This window comes from Streptomyces sp. NPDC057963 (genome assembly GCF_042887155.1).
Lineage (GTDB): Bacteria > Actinomycetota > Actinomycetes > Streptomycetales > Streptomycetaceae > Streptomyces.
The window spans coordinates 39,052-58,953 of the sequence record NZ_JBHVPX010000002.1; the positions used below are offsets into that span (position 1 = coordinate 39,052).

Genomic DNA, 19,902 nt, shown 5'->3' on the forward strand with positions numbered 1-19,902 from the left:
CGGCAGACGACCGACCCCGACCCCACCCCCGGTGCCCGCGCCGACCGCATGCCGTCCGACGACGGCCTCGGCCACGCGCTGCGGCGCCTCACCGACCTGCGATCGCTGCGCTGGAAGATCGCTGCCGGGGTCGCGGCAGCGGCCTGCGCGATGGCACTGGGCATCGGGGTCCTGGTCCACCGGACCACCGAGGCCCGCTCCATGAACATCGGCCGCTCCCACGCGATGCGTGAACTGGATGCGGCCGAAGCCGAGTTCCGGGGCGCACCGACCGCCGGGACGTCACCGTCCGCGCCTGCTGCCATCTACCTGGTCGGCGACAACGTACCGGATCAACTGCAGAAACGGCTCGCCTCCGCTCCCAGGCCCATGGTCGTGACCTGGTACGACACCCGGAAGCCGGCCCAGGGGCCGCGGATGTGGGCGGCGGACCGCGTCGACGGCACAGTGCTGGCCGTCTGGGTGGACATGGGCGCCGAGCTGCGCAGTGTCCAAGCCCTGGACCGGCACATGAGATACGCGGCCCTCGCCACGCTCGCCGTCGTCGTCCCCCTCACCGTCCTCGCCGCCGAACTGGTGCTCCGGCGACTGCGCCGGGTCGCCGGGACCGCTCGCCGCATCAAACGCGGCGACCTGGACGCCAGGACCCGAAGCCGCAGCCACGACGAGATCGGCGAAATCTCCTCCGTGGTCGACCTCATGGCGGACGCCCTGCGGGACCGGCTGCGCAACGAACAGCGTTTCACCGCCGACGTCGCCCACGAACTGCGCACCCCACTCACCGGCCTCGTCACCTCCGCATCCCTCCTCCCGGAGAGCGAGGCCACCGACCTGGTCCGTGACCGCGTCCAGGTGCTGCGCGCCCTCGTGGACGACCTCCTGGAGATCTCTCGCCTGGACGCGGGGGCCGAGGAGGCGGACGCCCAACCGGTGCCGCTCGGCGAGCTGGTGGCGGAATCCGTGCGGCGCACGGGCCTGGAGACGCGGATCGCGGTGACCGGTCAGCCGGTCGCCGCGACCGACCCCCGGAGGCTCGACCGCATCGTCACCAACCTGGTCCTCAACGCCCACCGCCACGGCGCGGCACCGGTCGAGGTCACGGTCGACGGCACGACCGTCGTCGTCCGCGACCACGGGCCGGGCTTCCCCCAGGAACTCCTCGACCACGGACCCCAGCGCTTCCGCACCGGAGCCGCGGAACGCGGCCACGGACACGGTCTCGGCCTCACCATCGCCCTCGGCCAGGCCCACGTCATCGGCGCCCGCCTCACCCTGGCGAACGCCACCCCCCGCGGAGCCGTCGCCACCCTGGAACTGCCCGGAGAAGCGGGCCCGCCCGCAGCCCGACCACCGGCAACCTGACCGCCGGCAAACCGACCGCCGGCAAACTGCCCACCCGAGGCCCGACCACCCGCAAGCCGACCACGGGCAACCTGACCGCCGGCCGGCGAAACGGCAGGCCCCCGCAGCCCGCTCTGCTACAACCATCCGACGTCGCCGCAGGTCTGGATCATCGTCCAGCAGCCTTCTGGCCTGTATATGAAAGCCACGTGGGCGGAGCTCTCTCATCGCAAAGGAACGCTCACCGATGCTCGCACGGCACCTCCTGCGCACCGCGACCGTCTCGCTGACCCTCGCCGCCACCCTGCTCGCCACCGGCGGCGCCGAGGCCGTCGGCCCGGCATCCCACTGGGAGGTCTCCCTCTCCGGGGACAGCCCTGCCGAATCCCTGATGTCGGTCTCCACCGTCGGTGACGATCTGGCCTGGGCGGTCGGCCGGAAGGAACAGCACGGCGTCATCATGCGCTGGGACGGGGAGAAGTGGGGCGAGGACACCGCCCCGGGGCTTCCCGACGTCTGGCAATGGTCGTCGGTCAGCGCCGTCTCCGCCGACGACGTCTGGGCCTACGGCACGGTGGGCAGGGACCAGGCGCTGGTGCACTACGACGGCGAACGCTGGACCAGCGTTCCCACCACCGGCCCCGCCGACGACTCCTGGCCCGAGGTCCCGATCAAGGCTGTCCCCGGACGGCTCTTCAAGGGCGGCCAGGCCCTCTACACGTATGCCGACGGCGCATGGCAGACCTTCGCGCTGCCCCGCCTCGTCGACATCCGGGACATCGACGCCCTGTCCGCGGACGACGCCTACGCGACCGGCATGCGGTACCCGGTGAACGGCGGCCACCCGGTGACCTACCACTGGGACGGGACCACCTGGACGCTGATGGAGGAACCCCCCGTGCGTGCCGGTACGGACACCGCCAAGATCACCGCGGAGTCCCCGAACAGCGTCTACGTGGCCGGGTGGGCCGACGGCCCGGACGCCGACCCGCCCGTCCCGAGCGTCGCGCACTGGGACGGCACCGCGTGGAAGGACGTCACCGGGTCGCTCGCCGGCCTCTACCTCCACGCGATCGCCTCCGACGGCCGCGGCGGTCTGTGGGTCACCGGCAACGACCAGGCCGAACCGGCCGCATCCGGGCCGGTCTTCTGGCACTACGACGGCACCACGTGGACCAAGGAACCCGGAGCGACGGCGCCCGACGGCGACACCCGGTGGCCGTCCTACTCCTTCTACGATCTGGCGCCGGCCGGCGACTCCGGTGACTTCTGGGCCGTCGGCGACTACTCCACGCCCATGACCGGGACCGGCGACCACTCGGTCAACGGTCTGATCGAGCGGTCCAAGGCGCTCCCCCCGACGACGACCCGCGGCTGACGGGTCCGCCGGAACCTTCCGGCAGCCGGAAACGGTTCGGCGTTCCGCACGACGGACGGCGCCCCCTCCACGGTCCTGGAGGGGGCGCCGTCCGTCGTGCGGGGCCCGGGAGTGTTACGCGGAGCCCGGTCGTGTTGTGCGGGGCCCGGAAGCCCGGTCGGCCCCGGTTGCGTACAGCGACACACACAACGCCCCGCAGCAACTGCGACACGCGACGCCGCGAGGCATCAGGCGGGTGCGGACATGCAGTCCCCGGTAGTCCTTCGGGGTTCCGTGAGTTTCAGCCGTCGCTGAAAGCTCCGGTATCGAGAGGATCTGCCGGGGGCCTGGCCAGAGCCAACGAGTGGGTCACGCGCATCGGCGAACGTCTTCGTCGACAGTACGGCTCGCTCCGGTTTTCTGGTGTATTGATGATTTTCCTCCCTATTCGCCCCGGGTCAAGGGGTTTGCTCGCTCTTCCTAAGAAAAATCCCATCGGCGCCGGTGCCGGTGCCGGGGTGGTGGGCGGTGCCGGGGGTGGTGGCCGGTGCCGGTGCCTGTGCCTGTGCGGATGACTCCATTGGTCCGCCATTGCGCGCGGATCCTGAACGGCGCTCGCAGGCTGAGGCGGGAGCACTACAGGAAGGGCGGCCCCTTGATGAGGATTGTCGTCGATCTCAACCGGTGTCAGGGGTACGCACAGTGCGCCTTCCTCGCACCCGATGTCTTCGCCATGCACGGCGAAGAGGCGCTGCTGTACAACCCGCACGCCGACGAGATGCAGCGGGAGCAGGTGATGCGTGCCGCGACCGCGTGTCCGGTGCGGGCCATTCAGGTGGAGGACCTGGACGGTGCACCGGCCGCGGCGGAAGAGAGGCTGTCCGGTGTCCGGTGACGGGTTCCTGGAGTGGCTGAGGCGCGAGGGCCGCATCGTGATCGTCGGCGCCTCGCTGGCCGGGCTCCGGGCGGCGGAGACCCTGCGTAAGGAGGGCTTCGCCGGTTCTCTCACGCTGATCGGCGACGAGCCCCACGAACCGTACGACCGGCCGCCCCTGTCCAAACAGGTCCTGCTGGGCCACGCGACCGCCGACCGCACCGAGTTGCCCCGGCGCCTCGCCCTCGACGCGCACTGGCGGCTCGGTGTCGCCGCCACCGGGCTGGACATGGCGGCCAGGCGGGTGCGGCTGGCCGACGGGGACGAGGTGGAGTACGACCGGCTGCTGATCGCCACCGGTGTGCACGCCCGGCCCTGGCCGCACGAGACCGAGGCCCGACTGGACGGGGTCTTCGTGCTGCGTACGCGCGACGACGCGGCCCGGTTGCAGCGGCGGCTGGCGGCGTCGCCCCGCCGGGTGCTCGTCGTGGGCGCCGGCTTCACCGGTTCGGAGATCGCCTCGGCCTGCCGCGAGCGCGGGCTGCCGGTGACCGTCGCCGAGCGCGGTGCGGCACCGCTCGTGGGCGCGCTGGGCGGAGTGATCGGCCGGGTGGCCGCGGAGTTGCAGTGCGACCACGGCGTGGACCTGCGCTGCGGGATCATGGTCACGAGCCTGGAGGGCGACCCGGCAGGCCGGCTCCGGCGCGCCCATCTGTCCGACGGCACCACCGTCGACACGGATGTCGCGGTGGTCTCGCTCGGCGCGTCGCGGAACACCGGGTGGCTGGCCGGTTCCGGGCTCGGCGCCGGCCCGCGCGGAATCGCCTGCGACGCCGGGTGCCGGGCCTTCGACGTGCGGGGCATCGTGACCGACGACGTCTTCGTCGCCGGTGACGTGGCACGGTCCCCGCACGCGCTGTTCGGGTACCAGTTCCTGTCCCTCGAACACTGGGGCAACGCCGTCGCCCAGGCCGAGACCGCCGCGCACAACATGATCAGCAGCAGCTCGGAGCGCCGTCCGCATCTGTGGGTGCCGGCGTTCTGGTCCGCCCAGTTCGGGGTCAACATCAAGTCGGTCGGCGTCCCGTCGCTGGGCGAGGAGATCATCGTCGCCCAGGGGTCGCTCTCCGATCACCGCTTCACCTGCGTGTACGGATACCAGGGCCGTGTCATCGCCGCGGTCAGCTTCGACCAGACGAAGTGGCTGGAGTTCTACCAGCGGCAGATCGAGTCGGCCGCGCCGTTCCCGCCGGCCTATCCCTCGGTGGACCGCCGTCCCGAAGGCCTGCGGCCGGTCCCGGCCGAGTTCCCGGATCCCTCCCTCCCCACCCACGGGCCGTCCGTCACCGTGAGCGGCTACTCGCCGACCGACCAGCGGATCACCTTCACCCCCGCCCGAGCCTGACCCACGGCCCGAAAGCCCGGAGACCCGGAGCCCCGGAAGCCCGGAAGCCCGGACCACCCGGAGGGCCCGGACCGGCCGCCGGCCCGGACTGGCCGGAAGCCCGGACCGGCCGGAAGCCCCGTAAGACCCGTAAACCGGAAGCCCGCAAACCGGAATCCCGCCGTCCCACCGCCCACAAGGACGCCACCATGACGCACCACACACTCCTGCGGCAGATCCTCGACTACTCCAGCCGCGCCGACCCCTATCCGCTGTACGCCGAGCTCCGCAGGACGCCGGTGCTTCAGGAGGGGAGCGACCTCTTCGTCGTCAGCACGTACTGGGAGATCAAGAACCTGCTGCACGACCCGCGGGTCAGCTCGGACGCCCGCAACCTCTCCCCCGGGGCCGCCGGCACGCTCCTCCAGGAGGAGGAGTCGGCTCTGCCGCCCGCCTTCCTGAGACTCGACCCTCCCGAGCACGACCGGCTGCGCCGCATGGCGATGCGCCCCTTCGGTCCGCCGGAAACCCCCCGGCGCGTCCACGACATGCGCAGCGAACTGGCCCGGATCGTCTCCGGCCTCATCGACGGTTTCGGGGACCGGAACCAGGTCGACCTCGTCGAGGACTTCTCGTACCCCTTCCCCGTCACCGTGATCTGCCGGCTGCTCGGGATCCCGCGCGAGGACGAGGCGCGCTTCCACGCCTGGGCCGACACCATCGCCGCCGGTCTCGACCCGGACCCGGACCAGGACGCCGGCGAGCGGCGTCACGTCACCCAGCAGGCCCGTACCGAGCTGGGTGCGTACCTGTCCGAGCTCGTCGAGGAACGCAGGACCGCGCCCGACGACGGCATGCTCTCCGAGTTGATCAACCAGCACGGCGGCACGGACGGGCAGATGACCCGGATGGAAGTGCTCAGCACGGCCGCGCTGCTCCTGATCGCCGGTCACGAGACCACGGTCAACCTCATCACCAACGGCATGCTCACCCTGCTCCGCCACCCCGATGTCCTGGAGCGGCTGCGGAACGACTCCGGGGCGGCCCTCCCGATCGTTGAAGAACTCCTGCGCTTCGAACCTCCCGTGCAGTTGCTTCCGCAGCGCACCACGCTCGCGGACATCGACATCGGCGGCACCACCATCCCCAAGGGCGCTTCCGTCTGGCTCGTCCTGGCCTCCGGCAACCGGGACCCGCAACGCTTCACCGACCCCGACCGCTTCGACCCCGACCGCGAGGACAACCAGCACCTCGGCTTCGGCAGCGGCATCCACAACTGCTTCGGCGCGCCCCTCGCCCGCCTGGAGGCACAGCTCGCCCTGACCGCGCTCGCCCGCAGGCTCGACGGCCCCCGGCTGGTGAAGGACCCGCCCCCGTACCGGCAGAACGCCGTGCTGCGCGGGCCCCGCCACCTGGAGATCGCGTTCGACGGACTCCGTGCCTGAGGGAGAGCCCCTGGCCCTGGCTCCTGTCGCTTCTGTCGCTTCTGCCACTCCTATCCCTCCTGCTGCTTCTGCCGCTTCTGCTGCTTCTGTTGCTCCCGTCGCTCCTGTCGCTCCTGTCGCTCCTGTCAGGGACCGCCGACCATGATGGGCGGATGCCTACGCGTGAACCGGACCGGCACGACACATGGCCCTCGCTGGAGCAGATCCTCGGGCTCATCGCCCCCGGGATGCTCGATGTCGTCGTGGCACCGCGCGGCACCGGTGTGCCGGTGGCCGATGTGGCGCTGCACGATGCCGGTGAGGATCGGGACGACGCGGCCCGGCCGGTGCCGGCGGCCGGGCTGATCCTGCTCGCGGTGGGTGTGGAGGCCGCCTCGCCCGAGGCCGTCGACGTGCTGCGCGACGCCGACCGGGCCGGGGCCGCGGCCGTGGTGCTGCGGCGGGGCGGTCGCGGGCCCCGGGCGGCGCTGGTGGAGGCGGCCCGCCAGGGGCGTACGGCGCTGCTGACCCGGCGGCCGGGGCAGGGGTGGACCGAAGTGTTCGGCCGGCTGCGGACCGCTCTGGCGCACAGCGCCCCGACCCGTTCCGCCCCCGGGCCGACCGGACCGGACGGGGCCGGCGGGGCGGGGGGTGCGGGCGGCACCGGTGGCGTGGGCGGGCTGCGGCTCGGCGATCTGTCGGGGCTGGCCAATACGGTGGCGGACCTCGTCGGCGGTGCCATCACCATCGAGGACCCGCAGTCGCGGGTGCTGGCGTACTCACGGATGCACCACGAACCCGATCCACTGCGCAGACTGACGATCCTCGGGCAGGAGGTCCCTCGCTGGCGGGTCGTCGAACTCCGCGAGAGCGGCTTCTTCCAAGCGCTGTGGAGCACCGACGACGTGGTGCACCGGCCCGCCGACGACCGGTCCGCCGAGCGGCTCGCCATCGCCGTGCGGCACGGGTCCGAGGTGCTCGGATCCATCTGGGCCGCGGCGGACGGGCGGCCGCTCGCCGAGGGCGCGGCGGCGGCGCTGCGCACGGCCGCCCGCGCCGCCGTACCGCATCTGTCCCACCATCGGACGTGGGGCCGGGCGGCAGCCCGAGCACGGGAGGAGGCCGTGCACGCGCTCCTGCACGGGCCCGCGTACGCGGTGCGGGACGGGTACGCGGTGCGGGACACCTACGCGGTGCGGGACGAACACGCCGTCCACGACACGTACGCGGTCCACGACGGATACGCGGCACAGGACGCGTACGCGGTGCCGGACACTGACCCGGTGCGGGGTGCGCACGGCGCCTGGGCCGCGCACGATGCCGGAATCGCACCGGACCGCCCGTACACGGTGATGGTCGCGGAGGCGTACGACAGCCGGGCGCTGGGCGCCGCGTCCGGTCCGGGCCCGGGGGGCGCCGCCGAGCAGCGAGTTCTGGACGTGCTCGCGCTGCAGGCCGCCGCGTACCGGCCGGGGTGTGTGACCGCGCGCTCGGGACGGCGGCTGTACGTCCTGGTGCCGGCGGTGGACGGTGAGGCCGATCCGGCGCGCGCCCTGCTGGCGACGGCCCGCTCGGTGCCGCGCAGTGTCGTGTTCGCGGGCGTCGGGCCGGTGGCGGCGGACCTGTCGGGGCTGCCCGCGTCGCGGGAGGCCGCGGAACTGGTGGTGCGGGTGTTGCGGGAGCGGTCCGCGGCGCTGCCGGTCGCGGAGGTGGTGTCGGCGGTAGCGGCCTTCGGCGAGCTGGTCCCCGACGCGTCGGTGCTCCGGGTGCTCGACCGGGTCGCGCCGTTGTGGACGTCCCTGTCGGGGCCGGTCCACGCGTTGGTGGAGCACGACCGTGCTCACGGTTCGGAGTACGGCGCGTCGGTCACCGCCTACCTCGACGCGTTCGGCGACACGGGCGCGGCCGCACGGCGCCTGAACGTGCACCCCAACACCCTGCGCTACCGGCTGCGCCGGGCCCGGGAGCTGTTCGGCGTCGATCTGGACGACCCGGCCGTGCGGCTCCTCGCGGACATCGGGCTGCGGCTCGCGGAACGCGGAACGCGGGGGCCGAGCAGCCGCTGATCGTTCGGCTGTCCGGTGGCACAAAGGAATCGGGCAGGTGTCGTCGTGTCGGTCGAAGACGCGCCCTCCCCGCCACGTCGAAGCTGTACGTACGGCGGTCTCGCAGCGGTGCAGCGGCACAGCCGTACACCGACCGGTACGCCGTGCGGCCACGGCGCCGTACAGCAGTACGTGGCAGATGGAGGGGAGTTGTCGTGGTTCACATGACGTCCGGCTCGGCAGCCGGCTCCGCGGCACAGCAGCGCGGAATCCGGCAGTCGGCGGCGCTGGCGCGCGCCGTCGAGGAGGGGCTGCTCGGTCCGCACGCGCCCGTGGTCGGCCTCCTCGACGTGGACGGCGTGCTCACCGCCGTCGACGCGTTGAACGAGGCGTTCGAAGGACCCGCCCCGGTGCGGCACACGTTCGCGGCCAAGGCGTGCGGTCTGGTGCCCGTGCTGCGGCTGCTCGCCGACGCGGGGATGGGCTGCGAGGTGGCCTCGCCCGGTGAACTGGAACAGGCCCTGGCGGCCGGCTTCCCGTACAACCGGCTGGTCTTCGACAGCCCCGCGAAGACGGTCGAGGAGCTGGAGTTCGCCCTCGCCCACGGCATCGCGATCAACCTCGACAACTTCCAGGAGATGGCCCGCGTGGACCGTCTGCTGGCCGGGCGTCCGGCCGCCGGGCCGATCGGGCTGCGGGTCAATCCGCAGGTGGGGGCCGGTGCCATCGGCGCAATGAGCACCGCGACCGCGACCTCGAAATTCGGCGTCGCGCTGCGCGATCCGGGGGCCGTCGACGCGGTGATCGACGCCTTCGCGCGGCGGCCGTGGCTCAACCGGCTGCACGCGCACGTCGGTTCCCAGGGCTGCCCGCTGCCGCTCATCGCCCACGGCATCCGCGTCGCCTACGAGTTGGCCGAGCGGATCAACGCGCAGCTGGGCCACGACCGGATCACCGGGATCGACATCGGCGGCGGCCTGCCCGTCAACTTCGACGGCGAGGACGACCGGCCGACGTACGCCGACCACGTCGCCGAACTCCGCCGCGGCGTACCCGGTCTGTTCGACGGGCGCTACACCCTGATCACGGAGTTCGGCCGCTCCCTGCTGGCCAAGAGCGGGACGGTCGGCACGGTCGTCGAGTACACCAAGTCGGCCGGGGGACGACGGATCGCGGTCACGCACGCGGGCGCCCAGGTGGCCACCCGAACGGTGTTCATGCCCGACTCCTGGCCGCTGCGTGTGGGGGTGTTCGACGCCGCGGGCCGGCCCAAGCAGGGCCCGACCGAGATCGTCGACATCGCGGGACCGTGCTGCTTCGCCGGGGACCTGACCGCGACCGGACGTGAACTCCCGGTCGTCGAGCCCGGCGACGTGGTGGCGCTCCACGACACCGGGGCGTACTACTTCTCGTCGCACTTCTCGTACAACTCGCTGCCCCGGCCCGCCGTGTACGGCTATCGCACCGGTGCGGACGGGCAGGTGCGTTTCGCGCTCGTACGCGAGGCGCAGAGCGTGCGCGAGATCGTCGAGGAGAGCGGCTTGGCGCAGGCGGACGCTCTGGTGGCCCTGGCGGCTCCGGACGCGGACGCGGCCCCGGCCCCGGCCCCGGACGCGGACGCAGCCCCGGCCCCGGACGCGGCTCCGGACGCGGACTGAGCCTTCCGGCGAGACGTCCGCCGACCCCCGGAACACGGGTAAGGGGCCGAGGTCAGGACCGTCGGCCGAAGAACTCGACCTCGGCGACGGCCAGGCGGCGGCCGGGGCCCGCTCCATAGGTGCTGTCCGTCGTGAGGCGGGCCCGGACGACCTCCGAGCCGCGCAGGTCGAAGGTCTGCTGACCGGGCTGGTCCTTGACCCTGATCTCCTTGCTCACCAGGCTTCCGTCGGCGGAGGTGAGCCGGACGGTGATCCTGGCCGGGCGGGCCTGGGTGAGGAACTCGTCCATCTTGGCCGACGTACCGGAGAAGACCACCAGCTTCAGCACCCGTACCGGCTGCTCGAAGTCGCACTCCAGGTACTGGCCCACCCCGGTGCCGGGGCCCGCGGCCGACGGCGCCCAGTAACGGTTGTTGAAACCGTCGAACGCCGCCCCCGCCGGGTGGCCCGGCGCCCCGCTGGAGGCCCGGAACCGGGTGGGCGGCACCGCCTCCGGCGTTCCGGTCTCGTCCTTGGCGAAGCCGAACCAGCCGGACAGATGCGGAAGGGCGAACCAGACGCCGCACGCCACCACGATCGCCGCGACCGGAAGCGCCAGCCCGGGGCGGCGCCACAGCCTGCGCCGCGGCCGGGTGCCCGCGGTGGGTGCCTGCCGCAGTCGCCGCCGCAGGATCCGGCGCCACCACGGAGGCCGGACCTCGGGCGGCGGCCCCGGGTCCAGGAGCAGTCCGCAGCGGATGCACAGGGTGCGGTCCGGGGCGTTCGCCGTACGGCAGTTGGGGCAGTGGACGGGGGCGGCGGGAGGCGGACCCGTGGGTGTGTTCGCGGGGCCCGGCCGTACGTCGGGCAGCGCCTCGGGCCCCGGCACCGACGCGTCCGGCTCATCACCGGGGCGACGCGGGGCGGCTGCGGAGACGGGGGGTTGAGGGGCGGGGTTGCGGGTGGGGTTGGGGGCGGGTCGGGGCTGCGGCTCGGCACGCGGTTGCGGTTGGGGCTGGGGCTGGGGCTGGGGGGACGGTTGGGGTGTGGGGGGCGGCTGGGGTGGGGGGACAGGTGTATCCGGCGTAGCAGGTGCAACAGGCGCAACAGGCGCAACAGGCGCAACAGGGGCAACAGGGGCAGGGGCAGCAGGTGCAGCAGGGGACGCGGATGAAGCAGAGCCCCCAGAGGCCGCAGAAGGACCGTCTCCCGCTCCCCGCGTGTCCTCCCACTCCAGGAACGCCCGGCACGACGTGCAGAACTGCGTCCCCGGCGCATTGGTCTGACCGCACACCTCGCAGATCACAAGACCTCCAGGTCGAACCCCACATGCGCGGGAATCTCCGTACGGATCAGCTCCTCCAGCCGCACCCGGTCGACCTGGTACGGCTGCGAGGCGCGCACCCGGACCGTCACCCACGGCCGCGGGCCGCCCGGGAACTGCGTGTGCGGCGTCGACGACCACGCCGTGCCGCCGCTCTCCACGATGTCCGGCTCGATCCCGGTCTCCAGGAGCACCGCCTCCGCGAGACCGCGCCGGGTGCCGCGCCTGCTGTGCCGCTCGACCGCGCCGCGCACCGCCGCGCGCCGCTGCTCGGCCGGGTGGTCCGGGCGGATGTCGACGGCCACCCACTGGGCCAGCCAGGAGAGGAAGTCCTCGGGCGCGCTGCGCGGATCGAGGTGGGCGGGCAGATTGTCGATGGAGAGCAGGACCGGGGCGAGTACGTCGTCGAGCGCCGCGAGGAACCGGCGCAGGAAGTCCTGCTCCAGATAGACCGCCGGGAGCTGTTCGATCAGCGGGTGCGGGGTCGGCAGGCCGGTCACGGCTGTGCGCATGGCGGTCAGGCCTCCTGTACCCGGAGCTGGTGCTCGTAGCTGAAGACCAGGGCGTGCCGGTCCAGCGCGATCTTGGTGGTGGGTTCGTCGCGCTGCCCGGTCACGGGGTCTGCGGGGAAGAGCCGTACGTCCTCCACCAGATCGACCCCCGGAACCTGTTGGAGTACGGCGAACGCCTCGCCCGACTGGATCGGCCGGCCGAACGGCCAGCCGTCGCCGCCGGGTCCGCCGCTCAGCGGGTTGAAGTAGCCGTACAGGGCCGCCAGCGCCTCCTCGCGCACCCGTTCCGCTACGGCGCCCCGGCGGGCCTGGACCGAGGCGACCACGGTGACCCCCTGGTAGTAGGGCGGTTCGACCACCAACCGGGCGCCGATGGGCCGCCGTTCGTCCAGATGGCCCGCGATCAGGGCGAGGGTGTGCTGCGGCGGGAGGAGTTCGTCGAACTGGATCCGGCCCTGCTCGTCGCTGCGTCCGGCCGGCACGACGAGCAGCCGCACCCCGCCCGCCTCGACGTCCGAGTCCCCGCCGGCCGGGATGCACTGCACCCGGGACGCGTCGGGTGCGACCTCGCGGGCCAGCAGTTCGTAGTCGTGCGGTACGACGGCCCGGTGCAGGGTCCGCAGCGTCATGGGCCCGCGGACCCGCGCACTGTCCACCGTCTCGCCCTCGACTCCGCCGAGCGCGGGCCGCCGGTTCTCCACCCGGGCCACGTACGGGATGGCGCTGCGCAGCACCCGGAGTGTGGAACGGGCGACATTGCCGCGCAGTCCGCCGCCCGTGCAGTACGCACGCACGCGGACCGTGGCGCCCTTCGGCGGCACCGCGCCGTAGTAGCGGATGGAGCCGTCCCGCTCCCGTACCGCCGGACCGAATTCGACCCGCCCCGAGTTGGGGTCGAGCGTGATGTGGCGGTCGTCGGGTCCGGAGTGCGCGAAGTCGTCGACGCGGGTCCACTCCGTGCCCCGCGGGCCTCCGGCCGGGTCGGCGACCTCGACGACGAACGCGCCGGGGACGACCGGGGGGCGGCTCACCGTGAAGGTCTGTCCGGGTACGCCCTCGGCCGGGCCGAGCACCTCGTCTGTCACGGTCTCGGCGTGGACGGCCCCGACGGTCGCGCCGATCGTGAACGCCGTGATCCGGCGCACCACCGGGGGTGCCATATAGGTGGGCTGCCCCGGGGCGGCCTCCACCAGGCGGCACCGCAGCCAGCCGCCGGTCCGGCGCACGACAACGGCCGGAGTGTGACCCTCCGGAAGATGCAGGATCAGCTCCCCGGACCGGTTGAAGCCGCCGGTGTCGTCCTTCTCGACCTCGCAGACCGTCCAGGCACTGCCGTCCCACGCCTCCCAGAGCAGCGGCGGCCGCAGCGGGTCCACGCCGACGCCCTCGACCGCGCAGTCCAGCCGCAGCACGACGACGCCCGACGGAACGGCGGCCGACAGGCCCAGGTAGAGGGAGTCACCGGGCGTGGGCGTGGTGTCGAAGCAGGGGACGGCCCGGCCGAGGGCGAGTTCCTCGGTACGGTCGACGGCGTCGCCGGACGTCGGCCAGGTGGCGAGGTGCGCGAACTCGCACGGCACGACGGACAGTTCGCGGACGGTCGTGAACACGACCGCTTCCTCGGTCTCCGTACGGACGGTGGCCACCTCCGTACCGGCCCGCACCCGCACCGGTTCGGGCTGCGGCGCGGAGAGCCGGAACGTCACGTCCGTGTGGGCGGCCGTCGGCGGGTGGAGCCGGACCCCGATCAGGTCGAGGAAGGTCAGATAGCTCTTCTCCGGCACCCGGTTCACCCGGTAGACCAGCTGGTCGACCATGGTCGCGAAGGCTTCGATGAGGGTGACGCCGGGGTCGGAGACGTTGTGGTCGGTCCACTCGGGGCAGCGCTGCTGGACGAGCCGTTTCGCCTCGTCGACCAGGCCCTGGAAGTGGCGGTCGTCCAGATGCGGACTGGGCAGGGTCACGCGCCGTCCACCTCCTCGTGCTGGGGGATCACATAGAACGGGAAGACCAGGTTCCGGGGGTCGTTGGCGCCCCGTACGGTGTAGCCGATGTCGATGTACAGGACCCCGTTGTCGACCTCGTCGAAGCGGACGACGACCTCCGTGACCTCGATCCGGGGCTCCCACCGGTCCAGCGCCAGGCGTACCTCGTACGCCAGTTGTCCGGCCGTGCCCGCGTCCGCCGGGGCGAACACGTAGTCGTTGATCGCACAGCCGAACTCCGGCCGCATGGGCCGCTCGCCCGGTGACGTCGCGAGGATCAGCCGGATCGACTCCTCCAGCTCGTGCTCGCCGCGCACCAGGGCGATGGAGCCGGTGGCGTCCGTACGCGGGGGAAAGGCCCAGCCCGCGCCGATGAACTGCTGGCCCATGGACGCTCAGCCTCCGATCAGCACCGTCGGGCAACCGGACACGACGGGTGAGCCGCAGGCGGCCAGGTCCCCGACGCGGGCGGCGGGCTGCCCGCCGATCAGCACCGTGGTGCTGCCGGGCGGCGCGAGCGCGGACGGCGGGTGCACCGCGGGCGGCGGCCACGCGCACAGGTGCGGGGTGCCGACCGTGGCGGCGGGGAGGCCGCCGATGAGCACGGACGGGACACCGGGCGGCCCGACCGTGCCCGGGTGTCCGGTGGGGTCCCCGACCCGTGCGGCTGCCGCCGCGGCTGCTGACATGGAAGTCCGGTCCTCTCGTTCGGCTCGCTCAGTCCGTTCGGGTCGTACGGGTCGTACGGGTCACGCCGGTCACGCGGGTCGCTCGGTCCGTTCGGGTCGCGCAGTTCGTCCGGCCCGCTCGGGTCGTACGGGTCGCGCGGCGCTTCCGCCCGCCGTCAATTGATCTTCACCAGGGGTGCGTTGATGGCCAGGGAGCTGCCGCCCCTGATGTCCGTCCGCTGCGTCCCGTTGACGGCGACCTGCGCACCCCGGACGTCCACCGTGCCGCCGGTGGAGAGCTTGACCTCGCCGTTTCCACCGTCGACCCGGACGCCGCTGCGGGACGTCAACGTGACGCTGTCGCCGCTGAGTTCGAGCGTCCCCTGACCGCCGTCGAGGGCCACTCCGCGGGCCGCCTTGATGGACACCTGCTGCTTGGCCTCGATGTTCACGCTGCCGTCGCTGTTGATCACGATCACGGTGCCTCTGCGGTCGAGGTCGATCTTCAGCTTTCCGTCGCCGGTGAGCAGGCGTACGCCCTGCGGTCCGTTGGCGCCGTCCAGGAGTTCCAGCTGGTTTCCGCTCCTGGAGGCGACCGAGCGCCGGTTGACGGCCCCGCTGGTCGGGTCGACCAGCGGATCTCCCGGGGCGGAGTCGGCGGTGGAAGCGGTCGGGGCTCCGGTCACGGCTCCGGTCGCTCCTGCTGCCCCGGCGCCGCCGCTGCCACTGCTGCTGTCGCTGCCATGGCCGCCGGCGCTGCTGCTGCCGCCCCCGCTCCCTTGTGACGGCCGGTCCTTCCCGTTGTACAGACCGGCGAGGACGTACGGACGGTCCAGGTGCCCGTGCTCGAATCCCACCAGGACCTCGTCGCCGACCTCGGGGATGAACGCCTCGCCGCCGCTCGTCCCGCCCGACTGCGCCGTACGGGCCCAGTCGCTCGCGTACTCGTCCGACAGCCAGGGAAACCGCACCTTGACCCGGCCCGAACCCTCCGGGTCCTGGGTGTCCGTGACCGTCCCGCTGACCAGGCCCGCACAGCGCGACCCGCCACCGGCCCCCGCTCCGGACCCGCCGGACCCCGGTCCTCCGCCGGTCAGCCCGAACAGTGAGCGCTCCTGCTGCCCGGAGACGGTGAGCCAGGTCTCGTACCCGCGCAACGGGTCGAAGACGTGCCGCGACGACGTGACCGTGTACCGGCCCTCGAAGGGCGCCCCCACCGCGTTGAGCGCCACCGCACTGCCCGCCCGCACCTCCGGGTTCCCCCGGATCACCGCCTCCAGCTCGGCGAACGATCCGGCGATCCGCTCCGCCAGGGCCTTCGCCGCCTGGTCCACCTGCGCCTGGGCCCCGTACGCCGCGTCCGTGACCACGAAACGCGCCTCGCCGAACGGCGCGGACACCTCGGCCGCGCTCACCCCCAGCTCCAGCGTCGCCGACTTGCCCGCGGGCGCCCGCCCGACCAGCGGCTGCTTGGTCTTGACGTCCCAGCCGCGCACCTCGACCTCGGAGACCTGCTCCGCGGAGGACACCCCGGCCCGGCAGCGCAGCAGGTTGCTGCCCATCTCCAGGACCAGCGGGTTCCGGTCCGCCCGCGCCGAGCCGTCCGGTGCACCGCTCGCCTCGGCGGGTCGGGTGATGTGCAGTTGCCCGTCGAGCACGTACGCCTGGGCACCCGCCTCCTCCGCGAGGTCGCGCACGAACTCCCAGTCGGTGACGTTGGGCTGAGCGATGTGTTCGAGTACCGGGCCGGCCACGTCGACCGTTCCCGGCTTCAGTCCGGCGCGCTGGGCCACCTGGGCGCAGATGTCGGCGAGCGTCATGTTCTGGTAGCTGGCCACCCGCCGCCCGCGGAACAGCCGGTGCGACTCGTCGAGCCCGCGTACGACGGTGAAGGTGCCGGTCTCGTCGAGCTCCACCTCCAGGGCGGTGACCACCCCTTTCAGCAGCGGCTTCGGCGCCGTGTCGCCACCCGCGCGGGCCAGCAGCCGGGCCTCGCTGCCGATCTTCAGTCCGGTCTGCTCCAGCAGCACCCGGTCCGGATCGCGGAAGCGCAGGAGGAACAGGTCGGGGAGCGTCCGGCTGTCGTCGACGTACCCCTCGACCAGCGTGTTCACGAACTTGGGTGGCAGCGGCCGGCCGCCGAACTCCACCACCAGCGCCGTCGCGACGCCCGGTTGCGCCATCAGGACCGCCCCCTGTCCCGTTCCTCTTCGAGCCGGCCCAGCTCGTCGAGCGCGGGGAGCAGCAGCTGCTGCCCGGGGGCGAGGCGCATCGGGTCGTCGATCCCGTTCGCCTCCGCGATCACCCGCCAGGCGGCCGGGTCGCCGTACTCGCGCTGGGCGAGCGACGGCAGCGAGTCCCCGGCGTCCAGCCGGTGGACCCGACGGGCCGCGAGCGCCCCGGACGTCGGGTTCTGCCCCGGGGTGTCGCCGCTGATCTCCTCCATCGTCACCTGGCAGACGGCCCGGATCGGCACCCCCGAGGTGGTGAACAGGGTGTACTTCGCCTGTACTTGGCTCACATAGCCGGGGAACCCGGTCAGCCCGCCCCAGTGGAAGACCACCCACGGCGGCGACGAACGCTGCTGCTGCCGGGTCTCGCTCGTCGGCACGCAGCAGGCGAAGAGCTGCTCCACCGAGGTCACCACACGGGTGTCCTGGGTGTCGCTGGCGTCGAAGAACATCTCCACGGTGAGTTTGCTGGGCTGCGAGCCCTGGTACTCCGGCGGTCCCGAACTCTTGGCGCCCTTGGCCGGACTCCGCTTCCAGGAGGCGGCCTTGGTGAGGCTCAGCTCCTTGGGGTTGAACTGGAAGTCGATCCGCCCGCACGGACCGCCGGGCGTGAGGCCACCGCCGGTCGGCGGCGTCCGCAGCTCCAGATAGGCGTGCTCCAGCTTGGGCCGGGCCGAACCTCCCTTGCCCTTCGCCCCCGCCGACGCCCCCGACGTACCGGCGGCGCTGAACGCGATGGGACCCGCACCGCTCACGACGGTCAGCCCTCCATCACATAGCCGTGATGGGCGATCTCGATCGTCTCCATCGCGACCTTGGGCGATTCGGGGGTGAAGGAGGGGCCGGTCCAGCGGACGGGCACGACCTCCAGCAGCCCCCACTGGGCCACCTTCTGCCCGTCCCCGGTCCGTGCCTCGATGTGCGCCGTCTTGCGGCTGAACCCGGTCGTCATGGTGGCGAACCAGCGGGCCACCTTCTCGGTCTCCTTGGTCAGCGGCCTGGACAGCTTCACGTTGGAGTACTTCAGGCGGGTCGGCAGCTGCCACAGATGCCCGTTGTTGCCGCCCTCCTCACGCGTTTCGAGCACCACTTCACAGCCCAGCCCGTCACATGTGTTGAACGACCCGAGTTCGATGTCGTCGATCGTGACGACGAAGCAGACGCTGACGGCGGGATCGTTGTCCTGGGCGGTGGCCATGGCGCGTACCTCTCCATTCCCTGTGGTGTCGCCGCTGTTCGTCGGCGCTCATGAATGCCGGGTGTCGATGAGGAACCCGGCACGTTCGCGTTCCAGCCGCAGATCCGCCTTGAAGAGCCTGCTGAGCGGCGGGTAGAGGGCACGCACCAGCTCGTCGGTGACGACGGGCGGGCCGCCGGGGGCGGTGGCGGGGGTGGGGGATCCCGGCGCGCCGTGCTCCTCGGCCGCGGGCCCGGGAACCGGCTCCGGCTCCGGCTCCGGCTCCGGTGCGGCCTCGGGTTCCCGGGGTGGCTCCGGAGGCGGTGGTTCCGCGGTCTCCGCCTCCCGTTGGACGACGGCTGGCGCGTACGGCGTGGGCGGCGAGCCGAAGACCACGCTGCCGTCGGCCATCCGCTGGGCCACCCCCGCGGCCACCGCAACCGAACCGGCCGTCGGAAAGGGGAGAGCGGCAGGCACCCCGGCGGGCGGGGAAGCCGCGGAGGACGCCGTACGGCTACCGGAATCCGGCAGCGAACGGGGCACCGGCGGCCCGCCGACTGCCTGACGCTGGAGGGCGGGACGTGGCGGAGCGACCGCCCCCGGCGCCTGCCCGGACGGGGCGACGGTCCGTTGCAGAGCTGTCGGCACGGGGGCCGTCGCCGCCACCGACGGCACCCCGGTCCCGGCCGGCGTCCAGCGCACCGGAACGGCGTCGGGCGGGGAGCCGTGCACGGTCCCGGCCGACGGAGCCGCCGCCCCGCCGCCCCCGATCGACCGCTGAACGGCCGCCGCCCCACCCGCTTCACCGCTCTCCCGGGAACGGAGCGCCAAGGGCCGGTCGGCCAGCAGCGGCGCGACGGGGCCGGTGGCCGGGGGCGGCGCCAGGGGTGTGTTCCCGGGCACGACGGGGGTTCGCTGCACCGCCGGGCCGGAGATGGGTACGGGTGCGGACGCGGGCACGGGCGCGGGCTCCGACGGGGCGGGGAGCAGCGGGTCGTCGCCGAGCAACGGGGCGGTGGGCGCGTGGGCGTCGGGCGCCGGATCCGGAGCCGCGGGCGCCTCCTGGGCCCCGGTGTCCTCGGTGACCCCGGGTATTTCGCCCGCCCCGCTGTCGTCCCTGCTCCGGGCAACCGGAACCGCCCCGGCCGTCACGTCCGGAACGGCAGTCTGCCGCTGCGCCGTGGGCGGCAGGGCGGACATGGGCGCCCCGAGGCCGGGCGTCCGCCGGGACCGCTCAGCGGCCGGAGGCGTCACGGCGCGCTGAACGGCCGCGGGCGCGGGCGTGGCTGTGGACGCGGATGCGGACGCGGACGCAGGTCCGGATGCAGAACTGGGCAGGGGCACGGACATGGGCGCGGACTCGGGCTGGGGGCCGGGCGCGGTCGAAGCCGGTACGAAGGGCTGCTCGCCCACCAGTTGGCGTACCGGCCATTCCGCGGCGGCCGCTTCCCCTGCCGACGTCATCGCGGGCGCATCACCGCCCTCCGCACGTTGCACGGGGACGGACACAGGCACGGGCCCGGATACGGACCCGGACACGGACCTGCCCCGAACCGGAAACTCCACCGACCGCTCCACGGCCCGCTCCACGGCCCGCTGCACCGGCGGAGTCCGCTCCCCCGGCGCCGGGGTGGTGATCCCGTGCACCAGCCCCGTGGGCGCGTCCGGACTGACCAGATGCCCGAGGGGCGTACCGAGTGCGGGGTCCTGCCGGGTGGCGAGCGATCCTTGGAATCCGCGAGGGTCGATGACCAGGTCCTGCTGCCCCAACATCCTCTGAAGGGGCGGCAGTTCACCCAGATCGATCCGCTCACGCGGAAGGGCGAACGGAACGGGGTTCTCCCTGGGAACCTCCGCGCTCGCGCCCGTCCCCGTCCCCGTCCCCGTCTCCGTACGCCCGCCACCGCGCAGCCAGGACATCAGGCCCATGGATTCTCCCGCCC

General features: G+C 73.1%; 16 protein-coding genes. 7 read left to right on the forward strand and 9 right to left on the reverse strand.

The features are described 5' to 3' along the window. Positions 1-48 precede the first annotated feature (48 nt). The 7 genes from ACFVT1_RS03920 to ACFVT1_RS03950 all read left to right on the forward strand — a co-directional run bounded on the left by ACFVT1_RS03920 (position 49) and on the right by ACFVT1_RS03950 (position 10,083). Positions 49-1,362, forward strand: a complete 1,314-nt coding sequence (locus tag ACFVT1_RS03920) for an ATP-binding protein (RefSeq protein ID WP_389793325.1) — start codon at positions 49-51, stop codon at positions 1,360-1,362. A gap of 226 nt (positions 1,363-1,588) precedes the next feature. Further along, the gene (locus tag ACFVT1_RS03925) at positions 1,589-2,719 is read left to right on the forward strand and encodes a hypothetical protein (RefSeq protein WP_389792314.1); all 1,131 of its coding nucleotides are present in this window, start codon (positions 1,589-1,591) and stop codon (positions 2,717-2,719) included. A gap of 637 nt (positions 2,720-3,356) precedes the next feature. Continuing rightward, positions 3,357-3,593 carry a ferredoxin gene (locus ACFVT1_RS03930; RefSeq protein ID WP_389792316.1) on the forward strand — a complete coding sequence of 79 codons (237 nt, stop codon included), beginning with the start codon at positions 3,357-3,359 and terminating at the stop codon, positions 3,591-3,593. Continuing rightward, positions 3,583-4,977, forward strand: coding sequence for an NAD(P)/FAD-dependent oxidoreductase (locus ACFVT1_RS03935; RefSeq protein WP_389792318.1), 1,395 nt, complete (start codon positions 3,583-3,585; stop codon positions 4,975-4,977). The genes ACFVT1_RS03930 and ACFVT1_RS03935 overlap by 11 nt, the downstream gene beginning before the upstream one ends. Positions 4,978-5,165: 188 nt before the next feature. After that, on the forward strand, positions 5,166-6,401 hold the full coding sequence (locus ACFVT1_RS03940; RefSeq protein WP_389792320.1) for a cytochrome P450: 1,236 nt from the start codon (positions 5,166-5,168) through the stop codon (positions 6,399-6,401). A gap of 152 nt (positions 6,402-6,553) precedes the next feature. Further along, positions 6,554-8,446 (forward strand): PucR family transcriptional regulator, encoded by a 1,893-nt coding sequence (locus tag ACFVT1_RS03945; protein WP_389792322.1) that lies wholly within the window; start codon positions 6,554-6,556, stop codon positions 8,444-8,446. A 203-nt stretch (positions 8,447-8,649) separates the two neighbouring features. After that, on the forward strand, positions 8,650-10,083 hold the full coding sequence (locus tag ACFVT1_RS03950; RefSeq protein ID WP_389793326.1) for a diaminopimelate decarboxylase: 1,434 nt from the start codon (positions 8,650-8,652) through the stop codon (positions 10,081-10,083). A 52-nt stretch (positions 10,084-10,135) separates the two neighbouring features. On the opposite strand, the gene ACFVT1_RS03955 is transcribed toward ACFVT1_RS03950, so the two are convergent. From ACFVT1_RS03955 to ACFVT1_RS03995, 9 genes are all read right to left on the reverse strand, one after another. Further along, positions 10,136-10,951, reverse strand: coding sequence for an NADase-type glycan-binding domain-containing protein (locus tag ACFVT1_RS03955; RefSeq protein WP_389792324.1), 816 nt, complete (start codon positions 10,949-10,951; stop codon positions 10,136-10,138). A gap of 413 nt (positions 10,952-11,364) precedes the next feature. Then, positions 11,365-11,898 (reverse strand): phage tail protein, encoded by a 534-nt coding sequence (locus ACFVT1_RS03960; protein WP_389792326.1) that lies wholly within the window; start codon positions 11,896-11,898, stop codon positions 11,365-11,367. Positions 11,899-11,903: 5 nt separating this feature from the next. Beyond that, a complete protein-coding gene (locus ACFVT1_RS03965; RefSeq protein WP_389792328.1) occupies positions 11,904-13,862 on the reverse strand; it encodes a putative baseplate assembly protein in 1,959 nt (652 codons plus the stop codon). Continuing rightward, entirely contained in the window at positions 13,859-14,272 is a 414-nt protein-coding gene (locus ACFVT1_RS03970) for a GPW/gp25 family protein (RefSeq protein ID WP_362201318.1), read from the reverse strand. The genes ACFVT1_RS03965 and ACFVT1_RS03970 overlap by 4 nt, the downstream gene beginning before the upstream one ends. 6 nt (positions 14,273-14,278) lie before the next feature. Then, positions 14,279-14,572, reverse strand: a complete 294-nt coding sequence (locus ACFVT1_RS03975; RefSeq protein ID WP_389792331.1) for a PAAR domain-containing protein — start codon at positions 14,570-14,572, stop codon at positions 14,279-14,281. A 155-nt stretch (positions 14,573-14,727) separates the two neighbouring features. Further along, positions 14,728-16,734 carry a VgrG-related protein gene (locus ACFVT1_RS03980; protein WP_389792333.1) on the reverse strand — a complete coding sequence of 669 codons (2,007 nt, stop codon included), beginning with the start codon at positions 16,732-16,734 and terminating at the stop codon, positions 14,728-14,730. Then, positions 16,734-17,519, reverse strand: coding sequence for a LysM peptidoglycan-binding domain-containing protein (locus tag ACFVT1_RS03985; RefSeq protein WP_389793327.1), 786 nt, complete (start codon positions 17,517-17,519; stop codon positions 16,734-16,736). Before ACFVT1_RS03985 ends, ACFVT1_RS03980 begins: the two co-directional genes overlap by 1 nt. 23 nt (positions 17,520-17,542) lie before the next feature. Beyond that, positions 17,543-17,980, reverse strand: a complete 438-nt coding sequence (locus ACFVT1_RS03990; protein ID WP_093549687.1) for a phage tail protein — start codon at positions 17,978-17,980, stop codon at positions 17,543-17,545. A 48-nt stretch (positions 17,981-18,028) separates the two neighbouring features. After that, on the reverse strand, positions 18,029-19,888 hold the full coding sequence (locus ACFVT1_RS03995; RefSeq protein ID WP_389792336.1) for a hypothetical protein: 1,860 nt from the start codon (positions 19,886-19,888) through the stop codon (positions 18,029-18,031). Positions 19,889-19,902: the final 14 nt, after the last annotated feature.

Coding starts and splice junctions, on each gene's coding strand:
- ACFVT1_RS03920 (WP_389793325.1), top strand. CDS start 49: ATGCCGTCCGACGACGGCCTCGGCCACGCGCTGCGGCGCCTCACCGAC.
- ACFVT1_RS03925 (WP_389792314.1), top strand. CDS start 1,589: ATGCTCGCACGGCACCTCCTGCGCACCGCGACCGTCTCGCTGACCCTC.
- ACFVT1_RS03930 (WP_389792316.1), top strand. CDS start 3,357: ATGAGGATTGTCGTCGATCTCAACCGGTGTCAGGGGTACGCACAGTGC.
- ACFVT1_RS03940 (WP_389792320.1), top strand. CDS start 5,166: ATGACGCACCACACACTCCTGCGGCAGATCCTCGACTACTCCAGCCGC.
- ACFVT1_RS03945 (WP_389792322.1), top strand. CDS start 6,554: ATGCCTACGCGTGAACCGGACCGGCACGACACATGGCCCTCGCTGGAG.
- ACFVT1_RS03950 (WP_389793326.1), top strand. CDS start 8,650: ATGACGTCCGGCTCGGCAGCCGGCTCCGCGGCACAGCAGCGCGGAATC.
- ACFVT1_RS03960 (WP_389792326.1), bottom strand. CDS start 11,898: ATGCGCACAGCCGTGACCGGCCTGCCGACCCCGCACCCGCTGATCGAA.
- ACFVT1_RS03970 (WP_362201318.1), bottom strand. CDS start 14,272: ATGGGCCAGCAGTTCATCGGCGCGGGCTGGGCCTTTCCCCCGCGTACG.
- ACFVT1_RS03975 (WP_389792331.1), bottom strand. CDS start 14,572: ATGTCAGCAGCCGCGGCGGCAGCCGCACGGGTCGGGGACCCCACCGGA.
- ACFVT1_RS03980 (WP_389792333.1), bottom strand. CDS start 16,734: ATGGCGCAACCGGGCGTCGCGACGGCGCTGGTGGTGGAGTTCGGCGGC.
- ACFVT1_RS03990 (WP_093549687.1), bottom strand. CDS start 17,980: ATGGCCACCGCCCAGGACAACGATCCCGCCGTCAGCGTCTGCTTCGTC.
- ACFVT1_RS03995 (WP_389792336.1), bottom strand. CDS start 19,888: ATGGGCCTGATGTCCTGGCTGCGCGGTGGCGGGCGTACGGAGACGGGG.